Annotated in this window: 20 protein-coding genes; 6 read left to right on the top strand and 14 right to left on the bottom strand. The window is 69.0% G+C overall.

Features of this window, described 5'->3' with window-relative positions; all coding sequences use genetic code 11:
* Position 1: 1 nt before the first annotated feature.
* From VHR41_14530 to VHR41_14520, 3 genes are all read left to right on the top strand, one after another.
* Positions 2-703: a hypothetical protein gene (locus VHR41_14530; protein ID HEX3235412.1), complete on the top strand. Its 702-nt coding sequence runs from the start codon at positions 2-4 to the stop codon at positions 701-703.
* 11 nt (positions 704-714) lie between these two features.
* Complete coding sequence (locus VHR41_14525) at positions 715-1,704, top strand: UDP-glucuronic acid decarboxylase family protein (GenBank protein ID HEX3235411.1); 990 nt, start codon at positions 715-717, stop codon at positions 1,702-1,704.
* 194 nt (positions 1,705-1,898) lie between these two features.
* Entirely contained in the window at positions 1,899-3,386 is a 1,488-nt protein-coding gene (locus VHR41_14520; protein ID HEX3235410.1) for a M48 family metalloprotease, read from the top strand.
* A 212-nt stretch (positions 3,387-3,598) separates the two neighbouring features.
* Here VHR41_14520 and VHR41_14515 read toward each other — a convergent pair whose 3' ends face one another.
* Positions 3,599-4,003, bottom strand: coding sequence for a hypothetical protein (locus VHR41_14515; GenBank protein HEX3235409.1), 405 nt, complete (start codon positions 4,001-4,003; stop codon positions 3,599-3,601).
* 11 nt (positions 4,004-4,014) lie between these two features.
* On the bottom strand, positions 4,015-5,304 hold the full coding sequence (locus VHR41_14510) for a VWA domain-containing protein (protein ID HEX3235408.1): 1,290 nt from the start codon (positions 5,302-5,304) through the stop codon (positions 4,015-4,017).
* Between the two features lie 399 nt (positions 5,305-5,703).
* Between VHR41_14510 and VHR41_14505 the strand changes: the two genes are divergently transcribed.
* A complete protein-coding gene (locus VHR41_14505; GenBank protein HEX3235407.1) occupies positions 5,704-6,318 on the top strand; it encodes a cytidylate kinase-like family protein in 615 nt (204 codons plus the stop codon).
* A gap of 91 nt (positions 6,319-6,409) precedes the next feature.
* On the opposite strand, the gene VHR41_14500 is transcribed toward VHR41_14505, so the two are convergent.
* Entirely contained in the window at positions 6,410-7,873 is a 1,464-nt protein-coding gene (locus VHR41_14500; protein HEX3235406.1) for a magnesium chelatase, read from the bottom strand.
* A gap of 197 nt (positions 7,874-8,070) precedes the next feature.
* Between VHR41_14500 and VHR41_14495 the strand changes: the two genes are divergently transcribed.
* Positions 8,071-8,265 carry a hypothetical protein gene (locus VHR41_14495; GenBank protein HEX3235405.1) on the top strand — a complete coding sequence of 65 codons (195 nt, stop codon included), beginning with the start codon at positions 8,071-8,073 and terminating at the stop codon, positions 8,263-8,265.
* 55 nt (positions 8,266-8,320) lie between these two features.
* On the opposite strand, the gene VHR41_14490 is transcribed toward VHR41_14495, so the two are convergent.
* The 9 genes from VHR41_14490 to VHR41_14450 form a co-directional block, all read right to left on the bottom strand.
* Entirely contained in the window at positions 8,321-9,307 is a 987-nt protein-coding gene (locus VHR41_14490) for a hypothetical protein (protein ID HEX3235404.1), read from the bottom strand.
* Positions 9,300-9,962, bottom strand: coding sequence for an HAD family phosphatase (locus VHR41_14485; protein ID HEX3235403.1), 663 nt, complete (start codon positions 9,960-9,962; stop codon positions 9,300-9,302). Before VHR41_14485 ends, VHR41_14490 begins: the two co-directional genes overlap by 8 nt.
* A gap of 26 nt (positions 9,963-9,988) precedes the next feature.
* Positions 9,989-11,311, bottom strand: coding sequence for a heterodisulfide reductase-related iron-sulfur binding cluster (locus VHR41_14480; GenBank protein ID HEX3235402.1), 1,323 nt, complete (start codon positions 11,309-11,311; stop codon positions 9,989-9,991).
* Positions 11,304-12,524, bottom strand: a complete 1,221-nt coding sequence (locus VHR41_14475; protein ID HEX3235401.1) for an FAD-binding oxidoreductase — start codon at positions 12,522-12,524, stop codon at positions 11,304-11,306. Before VHR41_14475 ends, VHR41_14480 begins: the two co-directional genes overlap by 8 nt.
* Positions 12,521-13,954, bottom strand: a complete 1,434-nt coding sequence (locus VHR41_14470) for an FAD-linked oxidase C-terminal domain-containing protein (GenBank protein ID HEX3235400.1) — start codon at positions 13,952-13,954, stop codon at positions 12,521-12,523. Before VHR41_14470 ends, VHR41_14475 begins: the two co-directional genes overlap by 4 nt.
* Positions 13,951-14,619, bottom strand: coding sequence for an LON peptidase substrate-binding domain-containing protein (locus tag VHR41_14465; GenBank protein HEX3235399.1), 669 nt, complete (start codon positions 14,617-14,619; stop codon positions 13,951-13,953). The genes VHR41_14470 and VHR41_14465 overlap by 4 nt, the downstream gene beginning before the upstream one ends.
* Before the next feature lie 336 nt (positions 14,620-14,955).
* A complete protein-coding gene (locus VHR41_14460; protein ID HEX3235398.1) occupies positions 14,956-15,813 on the bottom strand; it encodes an RNA polymerase sigma factor RpoD/SigA in 858 nt (285 codons plus the stop codon).
* Positions 15,814-16,086: 273 nt separating this feature from the next.
* Positions 16,087-17,178, bottom strand: a complete 1,092-nt coding sequence (aroB, locus tag VHR41_14455) for a 3-dehydroquinate synthase (GenBank protein HEX3235397.1) — start codon at positions 17,176-17,178, stop codon at positions 16,087-16,089.
* On the bottom strand, positions 17,175-17,720 hold the full coding sequence (locus VHR41_14450; GenBank protein ID HEX3235396.1) for a cob(I)yrinic acid a,c-diamide adenosyltransferase: 546 nt from the start codon (positions 17,718-17,720) through the stop codon (positions 17,175-17,177). The genes aroB and VHR41_14450 overlap by 4 nt, the downstream gene beginning before the upstream one ends.
* Before the next feature lie 175 nt (positions 17,721-17,895).
* On the opposite strand from VHR41_14450, the gene VHR41_14445 reads away from it, so the two are divergent.
* Positions 17,896-18,924 (top strand): NAD(P)/FAD-dependent oxidoreductase, encoded by a 1,029-nt coding sequence (locus VHR41_14445; GenBank protein HEX3235395.1) that lies wholly within the window; start codon positions 17,896-17,898, stop codon positions 18,922-18,924.
* Between the two features lie 11 nt (positions 18,925-18,935).
* Here the strand turns inward: VHR41_14445 and VHR41_14440 are convergent, their stop codons facing one another.
* Positions 18,936-19,424: a histidine phosphatase family protein gene (locus VHR41_14440; protein HEX3235394.1), complete on the bottom strand. Its 489-nt coding sequence runs from the start codon at positions 19,422-19,424 to the stop codon at positions 18,936-18,938.
* A 28-nt stretch (positions 19,425-19,452) separates the two neighbouring features.
* Positions 19,453-20,970 carry a D-alanyl-D-alanine carboxypeptidase/D-alanyl-D-alanine-endopeptidase gene (gene dacB / locus VHR41_14435; protein HEX3235393.1) on the bottom strand — a complete coding sequence of 506 codons (1,518 nt, stop codon included), beginning with the start codon at positions 20,968-20,970 and terminating at the stop codon, positions 19,453-19,455.
* Positions 20,971-20,978 lie beyond the last annotated feature (8 nt).

The raw sequence follows: 20,978 nt of genomic DNA, 5'->3' as shown, positions 1-20,978 counted from the left end.
TATGCCCGACCTGAAGTCCGAAATGACGCCGGAGCAGCGGATCAGGCACGAGTTCGAGCGGGGCATCCTCAACCGGGTCGAGACCGTGGAGCGGGAAAACCGCCGGCTCCGGCGTCTCTGGGTGTCCTCGCTCATCAGCATCGCCGTGCTGCTCGGCCTGGCCAGCGCCCTGGTGATCGTCTCCGCCCGCCACGGCTTGCCCGGCACGGTGGCAGATGTGATCGAGTCCCGCCAGTTTCTCCTCCGCGACGCGGACGGCATGGTGCGCGGCGCCTGGGGCACGTTGCCCGACGGTACCATGCGACTCTCGCTCCAGGCCCCCGGCAGCAAGGCCGGGGTGACCCTCACCGCGCTCAAGAGCGGTGCCTCGGGCCTCACCTTCAGCGATAGCTCGGGCCGCTCGCGCGGAGTCTTCGGCATCCTGCCGGACGAAACCCTGAGCCTCACCTTCGGCGACCGCACCGGGATGACCCGCACCTCGCTCGGCTTGAACCCCGAGGGTTCGGCGACGCTGGTCTTCGCCGACCGGACCGGGGCCATGCGCGCGGGAATGGGCGTGGACTCCCGCGGCGCCGGTACCTTCACCGTGGTGGACCGGCCGGGTGCGCAGTCGTCGGCGACGCAATCGGAGCCGGACGACTCCGCCCCGCCCGACACGGCTCCCGCGGCCCCTGCCCCCAAGGCTCCCGCCAAGCGGCGGTAAGACCGCCCGCCATGCGTATCCTCGTCACCGGCGGTGCCGGCTTCATCGGATCCCACCTCTGCGAGCGCCTGCTCAACGAGGGGCACGAGGTCCTCTGCCTCGACAACTTCTTCACCGGGCGGCGGGAGAACGTCGACCACCTGCTGGAGCGGTCCGAGTTCAAGCTGATGCGGCAGGACGTGACCGAGCCGATCTACGTGCCGGTCGACCAGATCTACAACCTGGCCTGCCCCGCCTCCCCGGTGCACTACCAGTACAACCCGGTCAAGACGGTCAAGTCGAACGTGATGGGCGCCATCAACATGCTGGTGCTGGCCAAGCGGGTCGGCGCCCGGATCCTGCAGGCGTCCACCTCGGAGATCTACGGCGATCCCACCATCCATCCGCAGCCGGAGACCTACTGGGGCAACGTGAACCCGATCGGCCCGCGCTCCTGCTACGACGAAGGCAAGCGCGTGGCCGAGACGCTGTTCATGGACTATCATCGGGAGGACGGGGTGGACATCCGCATCGCGCGGATCTTCAACACCTACGGTCCCCGGATGGCCGAGGCGGATGGGCGGGTGGTCTCCAACTTCATCGTCCAGGCGCTCCGGGGCGAGCCGCTCACGCTTTATGGCGATGGCTCCCAGACCCGCTCCTTCTGCTATGTGGACGAGCTGGTGGACGGGCTGATGCGGCTGATGGCCGCGGAGAAGCGGAATCAGCCGGTCAACCTGGGCAATCCGGTGGAGTTCACCATCCGGGAGCTGGCCGAGGAGGTGGCCAAGGTGGTGGGGAAGGAAGTGAAGATCGTCTCCAAGCCGCTGCCCCAGGACGACCCGACCCAGCGTCAGCCGGACATCACCCGCGCCCGCGAGTGGCTCGGCTGGGAGCCCAAGATCCACCTGGTGGAGGGGCTGGGGCGGACGGTGGAGTTCTTCAGGAAACGTCCGCCGAGGGAGACGGGGGCGGGAACCAGGGCTGTCGGCTCACGGGGGGCGGAAAGCACTACCGACTAGACCGGATCCGCTGACAGGAGCGGAACTGCCATCCCGAGTCCCGAGCCCCAATTGCTGCGCTGGGGGCGTGACAGGGCGCCGATCGGGATGACAGCAGGGGCGGGCGACGGGGATCACAGCCCCGGCGGCCGCCCCTCGTCTATGTTCCTGGGGAGCAGCAGGTTGGCCGACCGAACGCGAACCGAGGATCTCCCATGACGCCACGTCGTGCCCTCTCCCGGCTCCTCCTCCCGGCGCTCCTCATCGCCGGCTCGGTGTCGAACTGCGCCAGGAACCCGGTGACCGGGAAGAACGAGCTGTCGCTGGTTTCCGAGTCGCAGGAGATCGAGATGGGCAAGCAGGCCTCCCAGGAAGTGGCCCAGACCATCGGGATCTACCAGAATCCGCAGCTCGAGGCGTATGTCTCGGGGATCGGAAAGCGGATCGCGGCCGCCTCCGAGCGGCCCAACTTGCCGTGGGAGTTCCACGTGGTAAACGACGCCTCGGTCAACGCCTTCGCGCTGCCGGGCGGGTTCATCTACGTCACCCGCGGCCTGCTGGGCTACGTGACCAACGAGGCCGAGCTGGCCACGGTGGTGGGGCACGAGATCGGCCACGTGACCAACCGCCACTCGGTGCAGCAGATCAGCAAGGCCCAGGTGGCCCAGCTCGGCCTCGGCCTGGGGAGCATCCTCTCGCCCCAGGTGGCACAACTCGCCGGAGTGGCCAGCCAGGGGCTCCAGCTCCTCTTCCTCAAGTACAGCCGGGACTACGAGAACCAGGCCGACCTGGCCGGCTTCCGCTACGCGCTCAACCAGGGCTACGACGTCCGGCAGATGAGCAACATGTTCGAGACGCTGGACCGGGTGGGCCAGGCAAGCGGGGGCGGCAAGCTGCCGCAGTGGCTGGAGACGCACCCCGACCCGGAGAACCGGATCAAGGCGACCGAACAGCGGCTCGACACCCTGCACAAGGACCTGTCGAAGGCGATCGTGGGCCGAGATCAGTATCTCCAGCACGTGCAGAACCTGACGTTCGGGGAGGACCCGAGGCAGGGGTATTTCGTGGGCAACCGCTTCTATCATCCTGACCTGCGGTTCCAGCTCACCTTCCCGGAGGGCTGGCAGACCCAGAACGGCGCCAGCGCGGTGGTGGCCCAGAGCCCGGCCCAGGACGCGATGTTCCAGCTCGGCCTCGCGGGCAAAGCCTCGCCGCGGGAGGCGGCCCAGCAGTTCCTCTCACAGCAGGGAATCCAGGCCGGCCAAAGCTCGACCGCCAGCATCAACGGCCTGCCCGCTGCTACCAGCTACTTCCAGGCGCAGGACCAGCAGGGCGGGACGATCCAGGGTGTGGTGAGCTTCGTCTCCTACAACGGGACCACCTACGGACTGATGGGCTACACTGCGGGCGGCAAGCTCGGCACCTATGACCAGGCATTCCGCCAGTCGATCGGCAGCTTCTCGCAGCTGAGCGACCCGGCCGCGCTCAACGTGAAGCCCGCCAAGGTCGAGCTGGTCAAGCTGCCGCGGCAGATGACGCTGGAGCAGTTCAATGCGCAGTACCCGTCCACGATCCCCATCGAGCAGCTCGCGATCATCAATGAGATCGCGGAGCCGGCGTCGAGCATCCCCGCGGGGACGACGGTGAAGCGGGTGGTGGGAGGGATGGGGCCGAAGGGCGAGAATCAGGCGGTGGGGCAGTAGGCGGGAAGGTCGGTAAGACGGTAAGGACGGGAAGGTTCGGAAGGGAAAGGCTCGGATGCCTTCCCGGTTTTCCGGTCTCGCGCTGCTGTCATACCGCAGCTACGGCGGTCCCAGTAAGGTGAGGCAAGGTGAGGCAGGGTGAGGCAGGGGAAAAGATGCTGGGGGAACCCTGCCTCACCCTGCCTCACCTTGCCGTCCTTGCCCCACCCTCCTCAATCCGGCAGCCTCAACAGCAACCTCCCCCCGCCCCCCGCCGGCACCACCTGGGCGAAGATCATCAGCAGCACATCGTCTTTGAGGTCCGGCGCGCAGTCGGGGGGGACGAGGCCACGGACTTCGACGGTGGTATCCTGGGCCGCGAGGATCCAAACGCCCACGCGACGGCCGGCGAGCAGGCCCGGCGCGCTGGCGCACCAGCCGGCGACACGGATCCGGTGGCCCAGCAGGGTGTCGCTGTCCAGCACCTCGCGAAGGCCGACGATGGGGGCCTGCTCCCGGCGGAGGATGGCACCTTGGAGCGGGCTCGGCTCGGCAAGGCGGGGGCGGCTGGCGCAGGCGAACGCTACGCAGGCGAACGCAGCCAGCAGCAGGGTGGCAGCGGGGGAGGAGGTACGCACCCGGGTCCGAACTAGGAGACCCGTCGCGTCTTCCGCTTCATGAAGTCCATCAGGATGAACTGGCCCAGCGTCATCGTGTTGGTGAAGTAAGCCTTGCCTTTGCAGATCGAGGCGACCTGCTTGACGAACTCCACCAGACTCCGGTCCCGGGCGAGCATGAAGGTGTTGATCATGATGCCGTTGCGGCGGCAATTGGCCACTTCGCGGTAGGTGGCCTGGAGGATCTGCGGGTCGAGCCCCATCGAGTTCACGTAGATCCGCCCGTCCGGCATGGTGAGCGCCGACGGCTTCCCGTCGGTGATCATGATGATCTGCCGCATGTCCTTCTTCTGCGCCTGCAGGATACGCCGGGCCAGCTTGAGCCCCTCGGCTGTGTTGGTGTGATAGGGTCCCACCTGCGCCGTGGCCAGCGCGCTCAACGGAATCTCCTCGGCCGAGTCGTGGAAGAGCACCACGCGGAGACTGTCGCCGGGGTACTGGGTGCGGATCAGGTGGGTGAGCGCCAGCGCCACCTTCTTGGCCGGGGTGAAGCGGTCCTCGCCGTAGAGGATCATCGAGTGCGAGCAGTCCAGCATCAGCACGGTAGCGGCGGAGGAGCGGTACTCCGACTGGCTCACCATCAGGTCGCTGTACTCGATGTTGATGGGCACGCCCAGCCCCTCGCGGGCGATGGCGTTGGTGAGAGTGGCGGGCACATCGAGGTTGAGCACGTCCCCGAATTCGTACTGCTTGCTCACCCCTTCGGCCTCGACTCCGGTGGCGAGGTAGGGCGTGTCGTGCGCGCCGAAGCTCGACTTGCCGACGCTGCCCAGCAGGTTCTTGAGGGTCTTGTAGCCGAGAAAGTCGATGCCTTTCTCGGTGAGATTGAACTGCACCTGCTGGGCGGCCGAGCGGGCCTGGCCGCCTGGGCCGAACATCGACTGGTAGCCCTGGGGCACCTGGGGTGCCTGGCCGACGTTGAGGTAGCCTTCGTCGATCAGCCGCTGGACGATCTTGTCGAGCAGCTCGCCGAGTTGCCCTTCGATGTCCTTGTCCTGGGCCGGGTCGCCGGTGGACTCGCCGCGGAGCACCTTGAGCATGTCGGGGGTGAGCTGCCCCGAGTCCATCAGCGCCTGGAGGATGGCCTGGCGCAGCGCGTCCAGCGACCGGTCGCCCTCGCCCATCTCGTCGTTCCAGAACGACGGCGAGCCCCCGGCGAACCCCGACTGGAGCAGGAAGTCGCTCAGCTGGTCGAGCAGCCCCTGCAGATTCACTGCGTCGGCGAGCTCGGGGTGGTATTTGGAATAGGTCGTGAAGCGCATGGCGGGGTGGCCTCCCGTCGAATTGATAATGAGGCTCGGGGGAGACGGGAAGGGCGGTGCGGTAAGGGCGGTAAAGACGGTAAGGGCGGGAAGGTTCGGGGAGGGTACCTCGAGGGCCACGCTGTCATCCCGAGGAACGTCAGCGACGAGGGATCTACTCCGCAGGATGGGACCCCGAAGCCGCCCGCCCACCCGGATATCCACTGCGCTTGTCGGGGAGGCGCGAGCAAGATCCCTCGTCGCTGACGCTCCTCGGGATGACAGCGCAGTGCTTCGGTCCACGGGATGACAGCACGGCCCTCGATGTAAGGCCCCCGAACCTTCCCGCCTTTACCGCCCTTCCCGTCCTTCCCGCTGCCGCCCTTCCGCGATCCAACCTGCCATCCCATCTTAGCCCCCATGCTCATCACCATCTCCCGCCAGTTCGGAGCCGGTGGATCGGAGGTCGCGGAGCGGGTAGCCGCGGCGCTCGGGTGGCGGCTGGTGGACAACGATCTGGTGGAGCAGGTGGCGCGTCGCGCGGGGCTGCCGCCGGAGGAGGTGGCGGAGCGGGAGGAGCGGGTGCCCAGGTTCACCGAGCGCCTGGCCCGTACCCTGGCCGCCGGCACCCCGGAGGTCTTCCCGCTGGTGGGCGAGGGACGGGTGGTGCCCCGGTGCCGGGAGCACGAGCTGGTGAAGATCACCGAAGCCGTGGTCGCCGAAATCGCGGCCGAGGGGCGGGTGGTGGTGGTCGGGCGCGCCACGGCCGCCGTGCTGGCCCGCCAGCGGGACGCCCTCCATGTGCGGCTGGTGGCGCCGAGAGCATTCCGCGCCGACAACGCCGCCCGCCGTCTGGGCATCACGCAGGCCCAGGCCTGTGCCATGATGGATGAGACCGACCGGATGCGGGCCCGATATCACCGCGAGTACTACCATCGGGATTGGAATGACCCCCTGCTGTATCACATGGTGATTAATACGGGAATGGTGGGGATCGCGCGGGCCGCTGAGATGGTCGAGCGGGCAGGGCGGTAAGGGCGGTAAGGTCGGTAAGGTTCGAACGTGGAAGGCCTGGATTCCTCCCCAACTTTTCGTCTCTCCCGCCCTTACCGCCCTTACCGCCTTTCTACTGAAACGAAATCCCCCCCTTCCCATACCCCGGCTCCCTCCGCTCCGGCTTCATCCTCGTGTACCCCAGCTCCTCGCTACGGCTGATGCGCTTCTGGGCGGCGAGACCTTCCAGCAGCAGCTCGCAGGCGGCGACGGCGCGGGGCTTGTCGGTCCGTGAGGTGAGGCCGAATTCCACCACGGTGTCGATCAGCCCGGGCACCACGCCGAAGCCCTGGTAGCAGAGCTCGGAGCGCTCGTCGCCCGGGACCTTGAGGGCGCCGCCGTGGTCGAACCAGGCGACGATCTTGCTCAGATCGGCGCCTCCCATCCGCTCCTCCAGCACCCGGCCGGCCGCGCGCCGGATGAGCTCGCGGGCGATGGCGTCGCCGCCCTGCAGCTCACCCTCGTACTCCAACTCCAGCTTGCCGGTGATCGAGGGCACCGCGGCGTAGACGTCGCTCACCCGGGGCACGATCCGCTCCTCTCCCAGGAGCGCCGTCCGCCGCTCGGCGTTGGAGACGGCGTTCTCCAGCACGCTGATCGGCAGCCGCTGGCTCACGCCCGAGCGCTTGTCCACCCGCTTGTCCTCCCGCGCCTCGAAGGCGACCCGCTCGATCAGCTCCAGCACGAAGTCGGGCACGTCGAGGGGATGCCCGCCACGCTGGGTCCACGCCTCCTGGGTGGTGATCTCCATGCCGAGCTGGACGGTGCGGGGATAATGGGTGATGACTTCGGAGCCGATCCGATCTTTCAGCGGGGTGATGATCTTGCCCCGCGCGGTGTAGTCCTCCGGATTGGCGGTAAAGGCGAGCAGCACGTCGAGCCGGAGGCGCACCGGGTAGCCTTTGATCTGGACGTCGCCCTCCTGCATGATGTTGAACAGGCCGACCTGGACCTTGCCGCTCAGGTCGGGCAGCTCGTTGATGGCGAAGACGGCCCGGTTGGCGCGGGGCAGCAGCCCGAAATGCATGGTGAGCTCGTCCGAGAGCAGGTGGCCGCCCCGGGCCGCCTTGATCGGATCGACGTCGCCGATGAGGTCGGCGATGGTGACGTCTGGCGTGGCCAGCTTCTCGACGTAGCGCTGCTCCCGGGTGAGCCAGCCGATCGGCGTGGCGTCACCGCACTCGGCCAGCAGCTCGCGGGCGTACTTGGAGATCGGGGAGAAAGGATCGTCGTTCACCTCGCTGCCCGCCACCACCGGGATGCGCTCGTCGAGCAGCGTGGTGAGCTCGCGGAGGATGCGGCTCTTGGCCTGGCCCCGGAGGCCCAGCAGGATGAAGTGATGCCGCGCCAGCAGCGCGTTCACGATCTGGGGCAGGATGGTGTCCTCGTAGCCCACGATGCCGGTGAAGAGCGGCGCACCCGAGGCGAGCCGCAGCAGCAGGTTGCTCCGGATCTCGTCGCGGACGGTGCGCCCGCGGAGCGGCGGCTCGGCCCAAGGACTGTTCTTCAGGTCACGTAAGGTGCGCGGCTCGGTCATATCGGCTCATCACTCGACTTCGAAGGCAAAGGTAGGTTCGTTACAAGACACGTAATGCCAACCACTTCTACGCCGCCCGCGGGCGGTTCGGCTTGACAAAGGTCATCCGCGGCTTACTTTGGCCCCATCAGGTCGGACGACGGCTTTGCCATTTCCAGCGGACCGTGTTGGCCCACTTAATCCATTCAGGAGCGACAATGAAGAAGACCCTTTTGATGGCGGCGGCCCTCGTCGTGCTCGCCGGGTGTGGCGAAAAGAAGCCTGCTGGCGCAGCGGGAGATACCACCGGCATGATGTCCTCCGATACTGGTATGGCAGGCGGCGGAATGGCGCACGACAGCGCGATGCCGATGTCCGACTCCACGATGGCCCGGGATACCACTAAGAAGTAAGCTCCCCTGGTCACCTGCTGGGCCGGGCCCCGGGCGCTTCGCCGGGGCCCGATTCTTATCCATCCAGCTCCTCCGCGCCGAACGGCAGGCCCACGACTTTGGCCCGCCGCCCGCCGGCCAGCACCACGTCGCCCGGGGTCACCTCCCGCCGCACGATGGCCAATCCCAGCATTCGGTCCTCCAGCGCGAGCGTGGAGCGCACCGTGCCCACCTCCTTCGTGTCGGTGGTGACGCTGCGGCCCTCCAGCGGCTCGGCCCCGGTCCAGCGGAGTCCCTTGAGCTCCCGGTTGGTGTGGCCCCGGAAATGGAGCCGGGCGACAGTCTCCTGACCGGTGTAGCAGCCCTTGGTGTAGGAGACGCCCCCGATCTCGTCGTAGCGCACCTCCTGGGGCAAGGTGCGCTCGTCGATCTCCGCCCCGAGCGCGGGCCAGCCGCCCAGCACTCGGGCCACTTCCAGATCGCGCTCGTCGCCCGGCACGGCGCACGCGGCAAGGAGCCGCGCGCTCAGCGCGTCCACCGCGGGCGCGAGCCCCACCGCGAGCCCGACGAACGGCGCCGACTCCGGCGCCAGGGCTACGGCCACCGGGCTCAGATCGCCGCCCACCTGGATCACCCGCCCGGCGCCCTCCGGCACCCCCGCACCTGACTTGGCCAGCACCTGGAAGCCGTGGCCTCCCAGGAGCCAAACTACGCGGGCCTGTCCGGTGAGGTCGGTAACCTGGGCCAGCCGGGGCGGCAGGGACCGTTGGAACAGCTCCCGCGCGGCCTCCCGCCCCTTGGGCGACACGATCAGCGTCAGGGCCTCGGGCTGGCGCACCACCCAGGTGTCGACCACGATCATGCCCTTGGGCGTGAGCAGCGCGCCGTAGACCAGGCTGTGGTCTCCCGGCTTCACCAGGTCGTTGGTGAGCAGGCCCTGGAGGCAGGCCAGCGCGCCCGGGCCGGTGATCCGGAAGACGGCCGACTCGGTGGCGACCACCCGGGCGCCGTGCCGCACGCTCTCCAGCCGCGCGCGATCGAGTGTGAGGTCCAGCTCAGCCATGGCGCCACGGCAGCTCGGCCGCCTCGTGACCCAGGAAATCGCGCCAGACCAGGTCCGCGCCGGCGATGGCGTCCTCCGGATGCGAGGTGCAGAGCATGGCGCACTGGAGACCGGCGGCGCGCGCGGCGGCCAGGCCCGGAAGGGAGTCTTCCACCACCACGATCCGCTTGGGCGCGAGGGACAGTGCCGCGCGCGCCCGGTTCAGCCCCTCGGGATCGGGCTTGCAGGCACTCACATCCTCGGCGGCTACGATCTCGGAGAAGTGGGGACGGAGGCCGGTGAGCTCGAGCACCAGCTCGATCTCGCGCCGGAGCGCGCCCGAGACGATGGCGAGCTGGAATCCGTCGAAGGCGGCGTTCTCGATGAACTCGGCCGCGCCCGGCACCAGCCGCATGTCGCCCCGGATGGCGCGCTCATAGCGGGCGTTCTTCCGCTCGATCGCCTCCTGCAGCGCGCCGTCGTCCACCGGACGTCCCAGCCGGCCAAAGCTGTAGCGGAAGCACTCGCGGTCATCGAAGCCGAGGTACTCGCGGGTGTAGGTCTCCCGGTCGAGCGCCTGCCCGTACTCCGCCAGCGTCGCGATGAGGGCATCGCAGTGCTGCGGCTCGTCGTCGATGATCACACCATTGAAATCGAAGATTATCCCTGCGGTCATACGACGAAGGTATAACGGAGTTGGGCTCACCCGTACATGCCCGCGCGGCGATAGCTCTCGTCCAGCAGCTCGACCGGGTGGGCCACCCGGATCGGCAGCCTCGCCGCCAGCACGCCGGCGCCGATCTGCATGAGGCAGCCCGGGTTTCCGGTGGCTACCACCTGGGGCATCGGCTCCGCCGCGGCGTAGCTCTCGATCTTCGTGTCCAGCACGGCGCGCGCCATGGCGGGCCGGAGCATGGCGTACACGCCGGCGCTGCCGCAGCAGCGGTCGGAGCCGGGGAGCAGGCGTAGACGGAGGCCGGGCACCGCACCGAGGACGGCGAGCGGTGCGTCCTGCACCCGCTGCGCGTGCTGCAGGTGGCAGGGCGCATCGTAGGCGACGTCGAGGTCGAGCGCGCCGCCGGGACGCGGGCCCGCCGCGGCGAGCAGCTCGGCGACATCGCGGACCTTGGCGCCGAACGCGGCCGCGGCCTCGGTGCCGAGGAGGTGGCCGTAGTCCTTGAGCAGCGCGCCACAGCCGGCGCTGTTCACCACGATGAAGTCGGCGGACTCGGCAAAGGCGCGAAGGTTCCCCATGGCAAGCGCCTGGGCGGCGGCGCGATCGCCGGCGTGCTCGTGCAACGCACCGCAGCAGACCTGGCCCGGGACCTCGCGGACGGTGTAGCCGTTGGCCTCGAGGGTGCGGCGGGTGGCGGCGTGGACGTGGGGGAAGAGGGTGTCCATCACGCAGCCGCGGAAGAGGGCGACGGTGGGAGTGCGCGCGGAGCTGTCATCCCGAGCCCATTCGCTGCGCTCACGCGGTCCGGATTCGCGGGCAAGATCCCTCGTCGCTGGCGCTCCTCGGGATGACAACGGGTGCTTCCGTCCTTCCCGTCCTTCCCGTCCTTCCCGCCGCCCTCCGCTCGCCGCCAGCATCCCCATTCCGAATCCCACCCTCCCGCCGCCAGCGAGCCACCCCGGCACCCCGCTCGCGCGGAACGCCCGCGCCAGGGTGAACAGCGGCCGCCAGAGCCATTCTCGCCGGAACACGCCCAGAACCACCTTCGCAAGCGGGGGCAGGCCGCGGGACGCGAAGAGCTGGGTCCGCGCCGCCTCGAGGCCGCGACCGTACCCAACGCCCGAGGGGCACACCGGCTCGCAGCCGCGGCAGCCGAGGCAGGCGTCGAGGTGCTGGGCCAGCGCGTCGTCGGCGGGACCGATCTCGCCCCGCTCCAGCGCCCGCATCAGCACGATGCGCCCGCGCGGGCTGTCGGCTTCGTCTCCGGTGGCGAGGTAGGTCGGGCAGGCCGGCAGGCAGAACCCGCAATGCACGCAGGGGTCGAGCGCCGAGTAGCCGGCCTCAGTCACCGGTCACGCCTTCCAGCGCCACTCTCAGACATTGTCCCGGATCGAAGCTGTCCCGGAGCCGCCCGACGATCTGGCCGACGCCTTCGCGGTACGCGCCGAAGTGTCCCAGCGCCCGCCGCACGGGCCAGGGCGCGCGCTCCAAGGTCATCGGGATCTCGCGCGAGGCGGCTACCCTGCGGACCTCGCGGAGCCGCTCCACCGGCGCGTCGCCGGTCCAGCGGATCATCCCGGAGCCCGCGCCCGCCGAGACCAGGCCCTCGTCCAGGGCGTGGGCCAGCAGGTCGACCGTATCGTCGACCCCGTTGCCCAGCACGCCGAGCCGGAGAGTGACCGGCCCGCCCAGAATGCCGCGCGCCACCACGCTCCAGAAGCTCGCCGTACGCTCGGCGGGCAGCGGCTGCCAGACCAGATCGGCGGCCGAGCTCAGCCGGGGCACGTCGCCCCGCACGGCGGCATCGGTGCCGACGAAGCGCGCGGCCAGCACCCACTCCGACTCCGCCGCGAGCGCGGGAGAGATCAGCTCCAGCGCGGCCGGCATCACCTGCGCCTCCATCAGATCGCGCGCAGCGGAGGTGAGCGCGTCGCGAGGGCCGCGGGCCAGCAGGGTGACATCGGCCCGGGGCATCGCCCTGAGTCTCAGGTGCAGCTCCGCGATGATGCCGAAGCCGCCGAACCCACCGACCTGCAGCTTGGTGAGATCGTAGCCCGCGACGTTCTTCACTACCCGCCCGCCGGCCCTCACCAGCCGGCCGTCTCCGGTGGCGACGGTGCAGCCGAGCAGGTGGTCCCGCACCGGGCCGAAGCCGTGGCGGAGCGGGCCCGCGGTGCCGGTGGCCGCGACGCTGCCGATGCTCCGCTCGGGCCGGCCCGGTGGATCGAGCGCGAGCCACATGCTGTCGTCGGCCAGCCGGCGGCGCAGGGTCTCCATCGGCGTGCCGGCCTGGACCGTGGCGACTAGATCGGCCGGGCTCACCGACACGACCTGGTCGAGGGCCCGGGTGCTCACCGCGAGATCGGCCGGCGCATCGCCCGGGAGCCAGGTGCCCTGGCCCTCGATGCGGATCTTCCAGCCCTCCTCGTGGGCCAGGCGGCACACCAGGGAGAGCGCGTCGGCCGACTCGGGGATCGCGCGCGGCAGTCCCACCGGATCGCGCTCCACCCCACCGGTACCGAGCAGTGCCTTGAGCCGCGCCAGGACGATCTTGCCGCTCATCGGACCCCGGGTGCCGCGCGCCACTCCCGGCAAGCGTGGAGCGGCACCACCTTGCCTGGATTGGACCGCTCCGCCGGATCGAAGGCGCAGCGCACCGCCCGCATCGCGCCCAGGGTCTCCGGATCGAAGATCCAGGGCATGTAGTCGATCTTGTCGGAGCCGACGCCGTGCTCTCCGGTGATGCTGCCGCCCGCCGCCACGCAGGCCGCCATGATCTCCCGGCAGGCCAGGTGCACCCGGTGCGTCACATCCGGATCGCGCCGGTCGAAGCTGATGTTGGGGTGCAGATTGCCGTCGCCGGCGTGGAAGACATTGCTGATGCTGAGACGATGCCGGGTGCGGATCTCCTCGATCCGATCCATGACGTCCGGCAGGGCGGAGCGGGGCACCACCGCGTCCTGCACCGCCAGGTCGGGCGCGATACGGCCCATCGCCCCGAACGCCTTCTTGCGTCCCTGCCAGAGGCGGGCGCGATCGGCCGGACTGGTGGCGCTCCGCACCTGGCGGGCGCCGGCCTGCCGGAGAATCGATTCCACGGTGGCGGCCTCGCCGTCGACCGCGTCCGGCTGCCCGTCGAGCTCCACCAGCAGCACCGCAGCCGCGTCGGTGGGATAGCCGGCAGCGTAGATCGAGGCCTCGACGGCGGCGACGCAGGCGCGGTCCATCATCTCCAGCGCGGCGGGCACGATGCCCGCGGCGATGACACCGGAGACCGCCTCGCTCGCGCCGCGCACGGTGGGAAAGTCGGCCAGCATGGTGCGCACGCTCGGCGGCACCGGCTCCAGCCGCACGGTGATCTCGGTGACGATGCCGAACATGCCCTCACTGCCGACGAAGAGGCCGACCAGGTCCGGTCCCCAGGGATCGCCTTGGAGGGAGCCGAGCTGGACCACCGACGCATCGGGCAGCACTACCTCGAGCTGCACGATGTGATTGGTGGTGACGCCGTACTTGAGACAGTGAGGGCCGCCGGCGTTCTCCGCCACGTTACCGCCGACGGTGCACGCCGCCTGGCTGGAGGGATCGGGCACGTAGTGGAGGCCGAGCGGAGCCACCGCCTCGGAGAGGCGGGCATTCACCACGCCGGGCTGCAGCACGGCGCGGCGGAGCACCGGGTCGACCGTGAGGATCCGGTTCATCCGGGTGAGGGCGATCAGCACTGCGTCGGGATCGGCCACCGCGCCACCGGAGAGTCCGGTGCCCGCCCCGCGCGCGACGAAGGGTACACCCACCAGGTGGAGCAGCCGGAGGATGTCGCGGATCTCGGCGGAGCTGGCGGGCATGACCACCAGCCCGGGGAACGACTCCCGGGTGGGCAAGCCGTCCATGGTATAGGTCTTGAGCTCGGCGCGCCGGTGCCGTATCCAGCGGGGGCCGACGATGCGCTCCAGCGCGGCGACTAGCGACGGCTTTACCAGCGACGGCTTCATGTCCCGGCCAGGAGATCGGGATGCGCCGTGCCCCGTCCGTTGGTGTGAGCTCGCTGGTGGACCTCGATTCCCCGCTCGAGCGCGCGAGTGAGCAAGGGCAGGAGCAGGAGGAGCGCCTCGACCCGCCTCGCGATCGAGCGCTCGGTCAGGAGCCGCCGCTTGATGGAGACGTCACACTCGGCGGCCGCGGCGGCGTGGAAGGTGAGGCCGGCGGGATCGTCGGGCAGCTTGGTCTCTTCGGCCTGCAGATCGTTGAGCTGACGCAGGAGACCGAGATAGGTCTGGAACAGCTCGCGCAGCCGCCCGATGCGGTCGTCGGCGGGCTCGCTTCCAGGCTGGTCGTCGAACGTCTGCACCAGCGCTACGTGGTAGGGCACCGGCTCCTCCAGCACCTTGGTGAGCACGAAGCGCGATCCGCCCAGCACTACGATGTTGGAGCGTCCGTCGGGGAGCTCCTGGTTGACCCGGATCTCCGCGGTGCAACCCACCGCTCCCAGCTCGGGCAGCTCCCCGTCCGCGCCGACGGGGGTGATGCCGAAGGTCCGGTCGCCTTCCAGGCAGTCGGCCAGCATCCGCCGGTACCGCGGCTCGAAGATATGAAGCGGGAGCGGAGTAGTGGGGAAGAGCACTACGCCCAGGGGGAAGATCGGGAGTCGGGCGGGCATGATGGAACATAATGGGGCAAGGTGGGGCAGAGTGAGGCAACGTGGGGCAGGGGGAGCTCGCTGGAACTGTGGCACGGGTTGCCGTGCTGTCATCGCGAGTCCGTTCGCGCGCTCAGAGTACAGTCCGCGAGGGATCTTCTCATTACTCGGATCGGACCGGCGCCGTGAGCGGTGGGGACTGTTGCCGTCGCTTTTGCTGTTTGGCTGTCATCCCACGCCGTAGATCTCTCGTCGCTGACACTCCTCGGGATGCCAGCGCCGCCCTTCCCCAGCACCATTCCCTGCCTCACTCTGCCTCACCTTGCCCCACCCTGCCCCACCTTGCCCCACCCTCCCTCACGCCGCTCCCCAGTACCCCCGCAGCGCCCTCACGTCGGCCGAGTCGCGGAGTTTCTCGAAGGCGCGCTCGCGGATCTGGCGGATTCGCTCGCGGGTGACGCCCAGGAGGGTGCCGATCTTTTCCAGGGTGAGTGCCTCGGAGCCTTCCTCCAGGCCGTAGTAGAGCGAGAGGATCTTCCGCTCGCGCGGGGTGAGATGCCGCTGAAAGATTTTATCGATGAACTCGCGCTGCAGCCGAGCGTCGGTCATCTCCTCGATCTCGCCGCCGCCGGTGCCGGCCACGCGCTCGCCGAAGCTGCTGGCGCTCCGGTCCTGCCGTTCGACCGGCGCGTCGAGCGAGACCTCGGTCGAGGTCATGCGGCGGGCGGAGCGGATGTTGTCGAGGGTGTCGTTCAGGGCGGTGGCGATCTCTTGATCGGTCGGCTCGCGTCCCAGCTCCTGGGCCAGGAAGCTCTGGGCGCGGGCCATGCGCACCAGGGCCGAATTCTGATTGAGCGGGATGCGGACGCTGCGGGTCTGCTCGGCCAGCGCCTTCAACACCGCCTGGCGGACCCACCAGACGGCGTACGAGATGAACTTGACCCCGTGGTCGGGGTCGAACTTCTTGACCGCCTTGAGCAGGCCTTCGTTGCCGATGGCCACCAGTTCGGAGAGATCGAGCCCGTGCCCCTGATACTTCTTCACGTAGGAGATCACGAACCGCAGGTTCGCCGTGACCAGCCGCTCCGCGGCCACCTCGTCGCCCGCCAAGGCCCGGCGCGCCAGTCGTTTCTCCTCCTCGGGGTCGGAGATCATGGGGAGCTTCTGGATGTCGAGGAGGTACTGGTCGAAGGCGCCGGCAGGGGCGGAACGCACTAACGCGTGAGCTTTCCGGACACGGACGTGGGCCATAGTCAACCCCAGGGGTGAGTTGAACCGACAGCGGTTTTTGGTTGCGAGAGCGGCGACAGAATGCTCGGAAGGAGTGATCGAATATAGGATTAGCGAGCGGCGCGGTCAAGCAAAGGAAGGTTTCCACATCACAAATCGTTCAAGACCAAACGGTTCGCGCCTTTGTCCACCGATCGCCACATTTTCGAGCCGGCTCCCGGTGGGGACAAAAACTGTAATGTTTTGCAGTCTTTCGGCTTAAAGAATGACCTGAAGTGCCTGTCTCACGATCGCTTCCGGAGCCGGCCGGGTCCACCCCTCGCCCTCATCCATGTGGCCGATTGATGTGGGTAAGGCGAACCGGACCTGGCGGGCCCGATTCTTCTTGTCGCTGCCCATGGCCGCCAGCAGCCGCTCCGGCGGCACCCGAACCGAAAGCCGGACCGGGAGCCCCAACCTCCCCAGCAACGTCGCCACCCGCGCGCGGATGCCCTCTCCGGCCAGTCCGAGTCGCTCGGCCAGCTCGCACTCGGCCAGCAGACCCAGCGCCACGGCCTCGCCGTGGGGCAGGCCGTATCCGGTGGCCTGTTCCAGCGCGTGGGCCACGGTATGCCCGGCGTTCAAGATGGCCCGCCGGCCCGCGTCGCGCTCGTCCCCGCTCACCACCTCGGCCTTGATCGCCACGCTTCCGCGCACCAGCCGGGTGAGGACAGCCTCGTCCCGCGCGAGCAGCGCCGCCGTCTCGCGGTCCATCCACCCGAAGTACTCGGGATCGGCGATCAGTCCGTGCTTCACGGCTTCCGCGAGGCCGCTCCGGTACTCCCGCAGTGGGAGGGTGCGAAGCACGCGGGGATCCGCCACCACCGCCACTGGCGGATGGAAGGCGCCTACCAGGTTCTTTCCCTCCGGCGTATCCACCCCCGTCTTGCCGCCGACCGACGCGTCCAGCATGGCGAGCAGCGTAGTGGGCGCCTGGAGATACGGTACGCCGCGCATGTAGGTGGCCGCGACGAAGCCGGCCAGGTCGCCCGCGACGCCTCCGCCCAGCGCGACGAGTGCGCTGTCCCGGCCGAACCCGCGCTGCAGCAGCTCATCGGTCAGGCGGCTCCATTGTTCCCGGCTTTTCGATGCCTCGCCGGCTGGGAAGGTCAGCACCTCGCCGCCCCACGGCGAACGCGCCAGTCTGCCTCCGTGCAGCAGCTCGAATACCGTGTTGTCCGCGACGAGGGCCGTCCGCCGGCCGGCCAGGTGCTCGGCCACCAGCTCCTCCAGCCGAGCCAGGGCGCCGGGCTCGACGTAGACCGGGTAGCGGCCCAGCGCGTGGCTCACCAGTACCGGTCCGCCGGTCACCAGGTCTCGTCCTCCCGCCCCTCGCGGCGATTGGCCAGCCGAGCCAGGGTGAACAGCAGATCCGAGAGTCGGTTCAGGTAGACCACGAAGAGCGCGGGGACCACCGCCTCCCGTCCCAATTGCACCACGCTCCGCTCGGCGCGGCGGCAGACGGTGCGCGCCAGGTGGAGCGCCGCGGCCTTGGGCGAGCCGGCGGGCAGCACGAAGGCGCGGAGCGGCGGGAGCTCCTGGTCGGCCGCATCCATCGCCCGCTCGAACTCCGCTACCCGCGCCTCCGAGAGCTCCGCCTTCTCCAGCGCCTTGGCCACCTTCTCCGGATCGGGTGTCGCCAGGTGGGCCGCGATGGAGAAGAGGTCCCGCTGCACCGACTGGAGCAGGGGATCGAACAGCTCGACCGGTGCGGTGGCCCGGGCCAGGCCGACGGCGGAGTTGAGCTCGTCGACGTCGCCGTACGCCGCGACTCGCGGGTGATCCTTGGGCACCCGACCGCCGCCGAAGAGGCCGGTCTCGCCCTGGTCTCCGGTCCTGGTGTAGATCTTCACTGGCGCCTTCCGACGGTGCGGAGGAGGGATAGATGAACGGAGGTGTCATCGAACGGAACCAATGTGCCCGGTCCTTCCCGCTCGGGGAAGTCCTCCACGATCGGGCCGTGGGGTCGCCAGTTATATTTATTCAACGGAGTCCGCCCTCACCATTGCCATCACGCAGGAGCTGGATGTGGCCGAGCAGGAGCTGAGAGACATTTCGATCATCGGAGGGGGACCCACCGGGCTCTTCGCCGCCTTCTACGCCGGGATGCGGGGTGCCTCGGCCCGGATCATCGATGCCTTGCCCGCGCTGGGCGGTCAATTGATGGCGCTCTATCCGGAGAAGTACATCTTCGACGTGGCCGGCTTTCCCAAGATCCTGGCCAAGGACCTGGTGCGCGACATGGCCGCTCAGGGACTTCAGTTCGGCGCGACCACCCACATGGGTGAGGTGGTGACCGGTCTCCGCCGGGTGGAGGATGGGAACGGCGGCCACTTCGTGCTGGAGACCGACGGGGGCGACTATCCCTCGCGCACCATCGTCATCGCGGCCGGGATCGGCGCGTTCGAGGCGCGACGGCTGGGCATCGAGGGCGAGGATGCCTTCGAGGAGAAGGGCGTCTATTTCAAGGTCCTCGACCCGAAGCAGTTCGAGGGCCGGCGGGTGCTCCTGGTGGGCGGCGGCGACTCGGCCTTCGACTGGGCGGTCAACCTGCAGGGCGTGGCCGATTCGATCATGCTGATTCACCGGCGGGACGGCTTCCGGGCACACGCCGCCACCATCAACCAGGTCCAGGAGCTGAGCCGGGAGGGCCGCTGCGATCTCCGCACCTTCTGGGAGGTGAAGAAGATCGAGGGCAACGGCCGGGTGGAGCGGGTCACCCTCTTCAACAACAAGACCAAGGAAGAGGAGACCCTGGAGCTCGACGCCATCATCCCGCTCCTCGGCTTCCATTCCGACCTGGGCGCGATCAAGGAGTGGGGACTCGACACCGAGAAGGCCGACATCAAAGTCAACCAGCTCATGGAGACCAACGTCCCCGGCATCTACGCCGCCGGCGACATCACCAGCTATCCCGGCAAGCTGAAGCTGATCGCCACCGGGGCGTCGGAGGCGTGCATTGCAGTGAACAACGCGGTGCACTTCATCAATCCGAAGGCCAAGGTCAACCCGGGGCACTCTTCCAACCTGGCGATCTTCGGGCAGAAGGACGACTAGGGGCTCCTCCCCTACAGCATCTTCGGCCGGAGCAGGAAGCGGAGCTCGCCCGCGGCGGGAGCGAGCTCCGCCAGGTCGAGGCCCAGCACGCCACTCTTGGGAAAGTCGATCCGCACGCCGGTGGCGCTGCCGCCCAGCAGGATGGCCCCCAGCTCCTCCATCCAGGGCGAGTGTCCCACCATCGCCACGATCGTGTTCCGCCCTGGGTCGCCCAGGTCGTCGGCCAGCCGGCTCAGGTCAGGCGAGTCGGCCAGGGCGGTGACGGGAACCGGTTTCTGCTGGAGCTCCAGCTCGCTCGCGAGGATGTCGGCGGTCTCCGCCGCCCGGAGCCAAGGACTGGTGAGGACCAGCTCCGGAATCAGATCGAGACGCTTAAGTGCCCGGCTCACCCGGCGGTGGACCTTGCGTCCCTTGTCGCTCAGCGGTCGTTGGGAGTCGTCGGGCCATTTTGCCGGATCGCGCTCTCCCGCGTCGGCGTGGCGGATGATCAGCAGCAGCATGAGGGGCCTCCCGGACGTATGGTCGTCGCTACCTCCCGATCTCCAGCACCAGGCTGTCGATCGCCGCCAGCATGAGGCGGCCAGGCAGCGTATGGTGATTCGCCAGAATCGAGAAGGTAACCAGCTTTCCGTCCGGCGCGTCGATGAAGCCTGAGAGGCTGTTCACCCGGCCGATGCTGCCGTCTTTGGCCTCCACCCGTCCCGCCAGCGGACTGCCCAGGAACCGGTTCTTGAGGGAGCCGACGGCGCCCGACCGCGGCAGCCCGGCCGCGAACGTCGCATAGCGCGGGTGCGCCCGGATGAAGCGGAGTACCCGGGTGAACGCCTGCGGCGTCACCAGGTCACCGCTGGCGAGGCCGGAGCCGTCGAGCAGATCGAACTCGGTGGAGTCCACACCGACCGAGTCGATCAGAAACCGGCGCTCGACCGCCAGCCCCTCGCTCCACGATCCTGCCCGCCCGAAGCGCCGGCCGAGCTGCTTGAGCAGCATCTCGGCGAACAGGTTCTGACTGCGGTTGAGGATGGGGAAGACCCATTCGCGGAGCGGCCGCGACTGCAGCTCGGCAAGCGGCGCGGTGCTCCGCGCCGAGCGATAAAGCAGCGAGTCTGTGGTGGAGCGGGTAGCGCCGGTGATTGCGATGCCAGACTGTTCCAGTGCCTGCCGCAGCGCGCGGGCGGTGTACAGGTTCGGGTCCGGCAGCGCGAACGACTCGGTCACCGGAGGATGATCCAGCGCCGCGGTTCCCTCGGCCCAGACCTGGAGGGTGCCGGGGACGCGGTAGAACCGGTCGCCGATATCGGAGACGCCGCCCACCGGCACCGTCAGGGTCCGATTTTCGAACGCCACGTCGCCGAAGTCGGGCGACATGGTGATCACCGCCGGCGTGCCCACCGCGGCGCCGGGCCGCCAGAGGAAATCGATGCTGTTGTCGTTGAACGCCAGGGCGGTGACCGGCGCGGCGTACCACCAGTTGAGGTCGAACACTTCCCAGCTGGGGTTGACCGTGGCGGTCTCGAAGTAGCTACCGTCACCCACGATGTCGCCGTGCACCTCGCGGATGCCGCGCGCCCGCAGCGCCTCGGCGAGCTCGGTGAGCCGGGTGAGCGAGCTCCGGTCGCAGGCACCGGCCCGGGTGGTGTCGACCGCGAAACAGCGGCGGCTGAAGGTGGGATCGCCCCGTCCATAGAGGATCAGATCGCCGTTCAGAATGCCGCCGCGCAGCGGGCCGCCGGCGTAGACACTGGTGCGCACGGTCCAGTCGGGCGGGAGCAGCGCCGAGGCCACGGCGGCCACCATGATCTTGGCGTTGCTCGCGGGGGTGAACAGGCGCCGGTCATTGCGGCCGTAGAGCAGGTGGCCGCTCTGGTCCACCACGGCGATGCCCCAGAGCTGCCGGTCGAACGGCGGCGCGTCGAGCCGGGCGTCGAGGCGCCGGCCGAGGGATTGGGCGTGAGCGGAGGAGAAGGAGAGGAGGAACAGCACCGCCAGGGTCATCCCGAGCCCATTCGCGGCGCTCAGGGTAAACTCTGCCAGGGATCTTCTCATCTGGGTCG

The sequence above is a fragment of the Gemmatimonadales bacterium genome, from assembly GCA_036265815.1.
GTDB lineage: Bacteria > Gemmatimonadota > Gemmatimonadetes > Gemmatimonadales > GWC2-71-9 > CAVVWJ01.
This window is presented reverse-complemented; position numbering and strand designations above follow the sequence as displayed.

What these genes read in the sequence shown, in the direction of transcription:
- VHR41_14530 (HEX3235412.1), top strand. Translation starts at nt 2, where the DNA reads ATGCCCGACCTGAAGTCCGAAATGACGCCGGAGCAGCGGATCAGGCAC.
- VHR41_14525 (HEX3235411.1), top strand. Translation starts at nt 715, where the DNA reads ATGCGTATCCTCGTCACCGGCGGTGCCGGCTTCATCGGATCCCACCTC.
- VHR41_14520 (HEX3235410.1), top strand. Translation starts at nt 1,899, where the DNA reads ATGACGCCACGTCGTGCCCTCTCCCGGCTCCTCCTCCCGGCGCTCCTC.
- VHR41_14510 (HEX3235408.1), bottom strand. Translation starts at nt 5,304, where the DNA reads ATGCGCTTCACGACCTATTCCAAATACCACCCCGAGCTCGCCGACGCA.
- VHR41_14505 (HEX3235407.1), top strand. Translation starts at nt 5,704, where the DNA reads ATGCTCATCACCATCTCCCGCCAGTTCGGAGCCGGTGGATCGGAGGTC.
- VHR41_14500 (HEX3235406.1), bottom strand. Translation starts at nt 7,873, where the DNA reads ATGACCGAGCCGCGCACCTTACGTGACCTGAAGAACAGTCCTTGGGCC.
- VHR41_14495 (HEX3235405.1), top strand. Translation starts at nt 8,071, where the DNA reads ATGAAGAAGACCCTTTTGATGGCGGCGGCCCTCGTCGTGCTCGCCGGG.
- VHR41_14490 (HEX3235404.1), bottom strand. Translation starts at nt 9,307, where the DNA reads ATGGCTGAGCTGGACCTCACACTCGATCGCGCGCGGCTGGAGAGCGTG.
- VHR41_14485 (HEX3235403.1), bottom strand. Translation starts at nt 9,962, where the DNA reads ATGACCGCAGGGATAATCTTCGATTTCAATGGTGTGATCATCGACGAC.
- VHR41_14475 (HEX3235401.1), bottom strand. Translation starts at nt 12,524, where the DNA reads ATGAGCGGCAAGATCGTCCTGGCGCGGCTCAAGGCACTGCTCGGTACC.
- VHR41_14470 (HEX3235400.1), bottom strand. Translation starts at nt 13,954, where the DNA reads ATGAAGCCGTCGCTGGTAAAGCCGTCGCTAGTCGCCGCGCTGGAGCGC.
- VHR41_14465 (HEX3235399.1), bottom strand. Translation starts at nt 14,619, where the DNA reads ATGCCCGCCCGACTCCCGATCTTCCCCCTGGGCGTAGTGCTCTTCCCC.
- VHR41_14440 (HEX3235394.1), bottom strand. Translation starts at nt 19,424, where the DNA reads ATGCTGCTGCTGATCATCCGCCACGCCGACGCGGGAGAGCGCGATCCG.
- dacB (HEX3235393.1), bottom strand. Translation starts at nt 20,970, where the DNA reads ATGAGAAGATCCCTGGCAGAGTTTACCCTGAGCGCCGCGAATGGGCTC.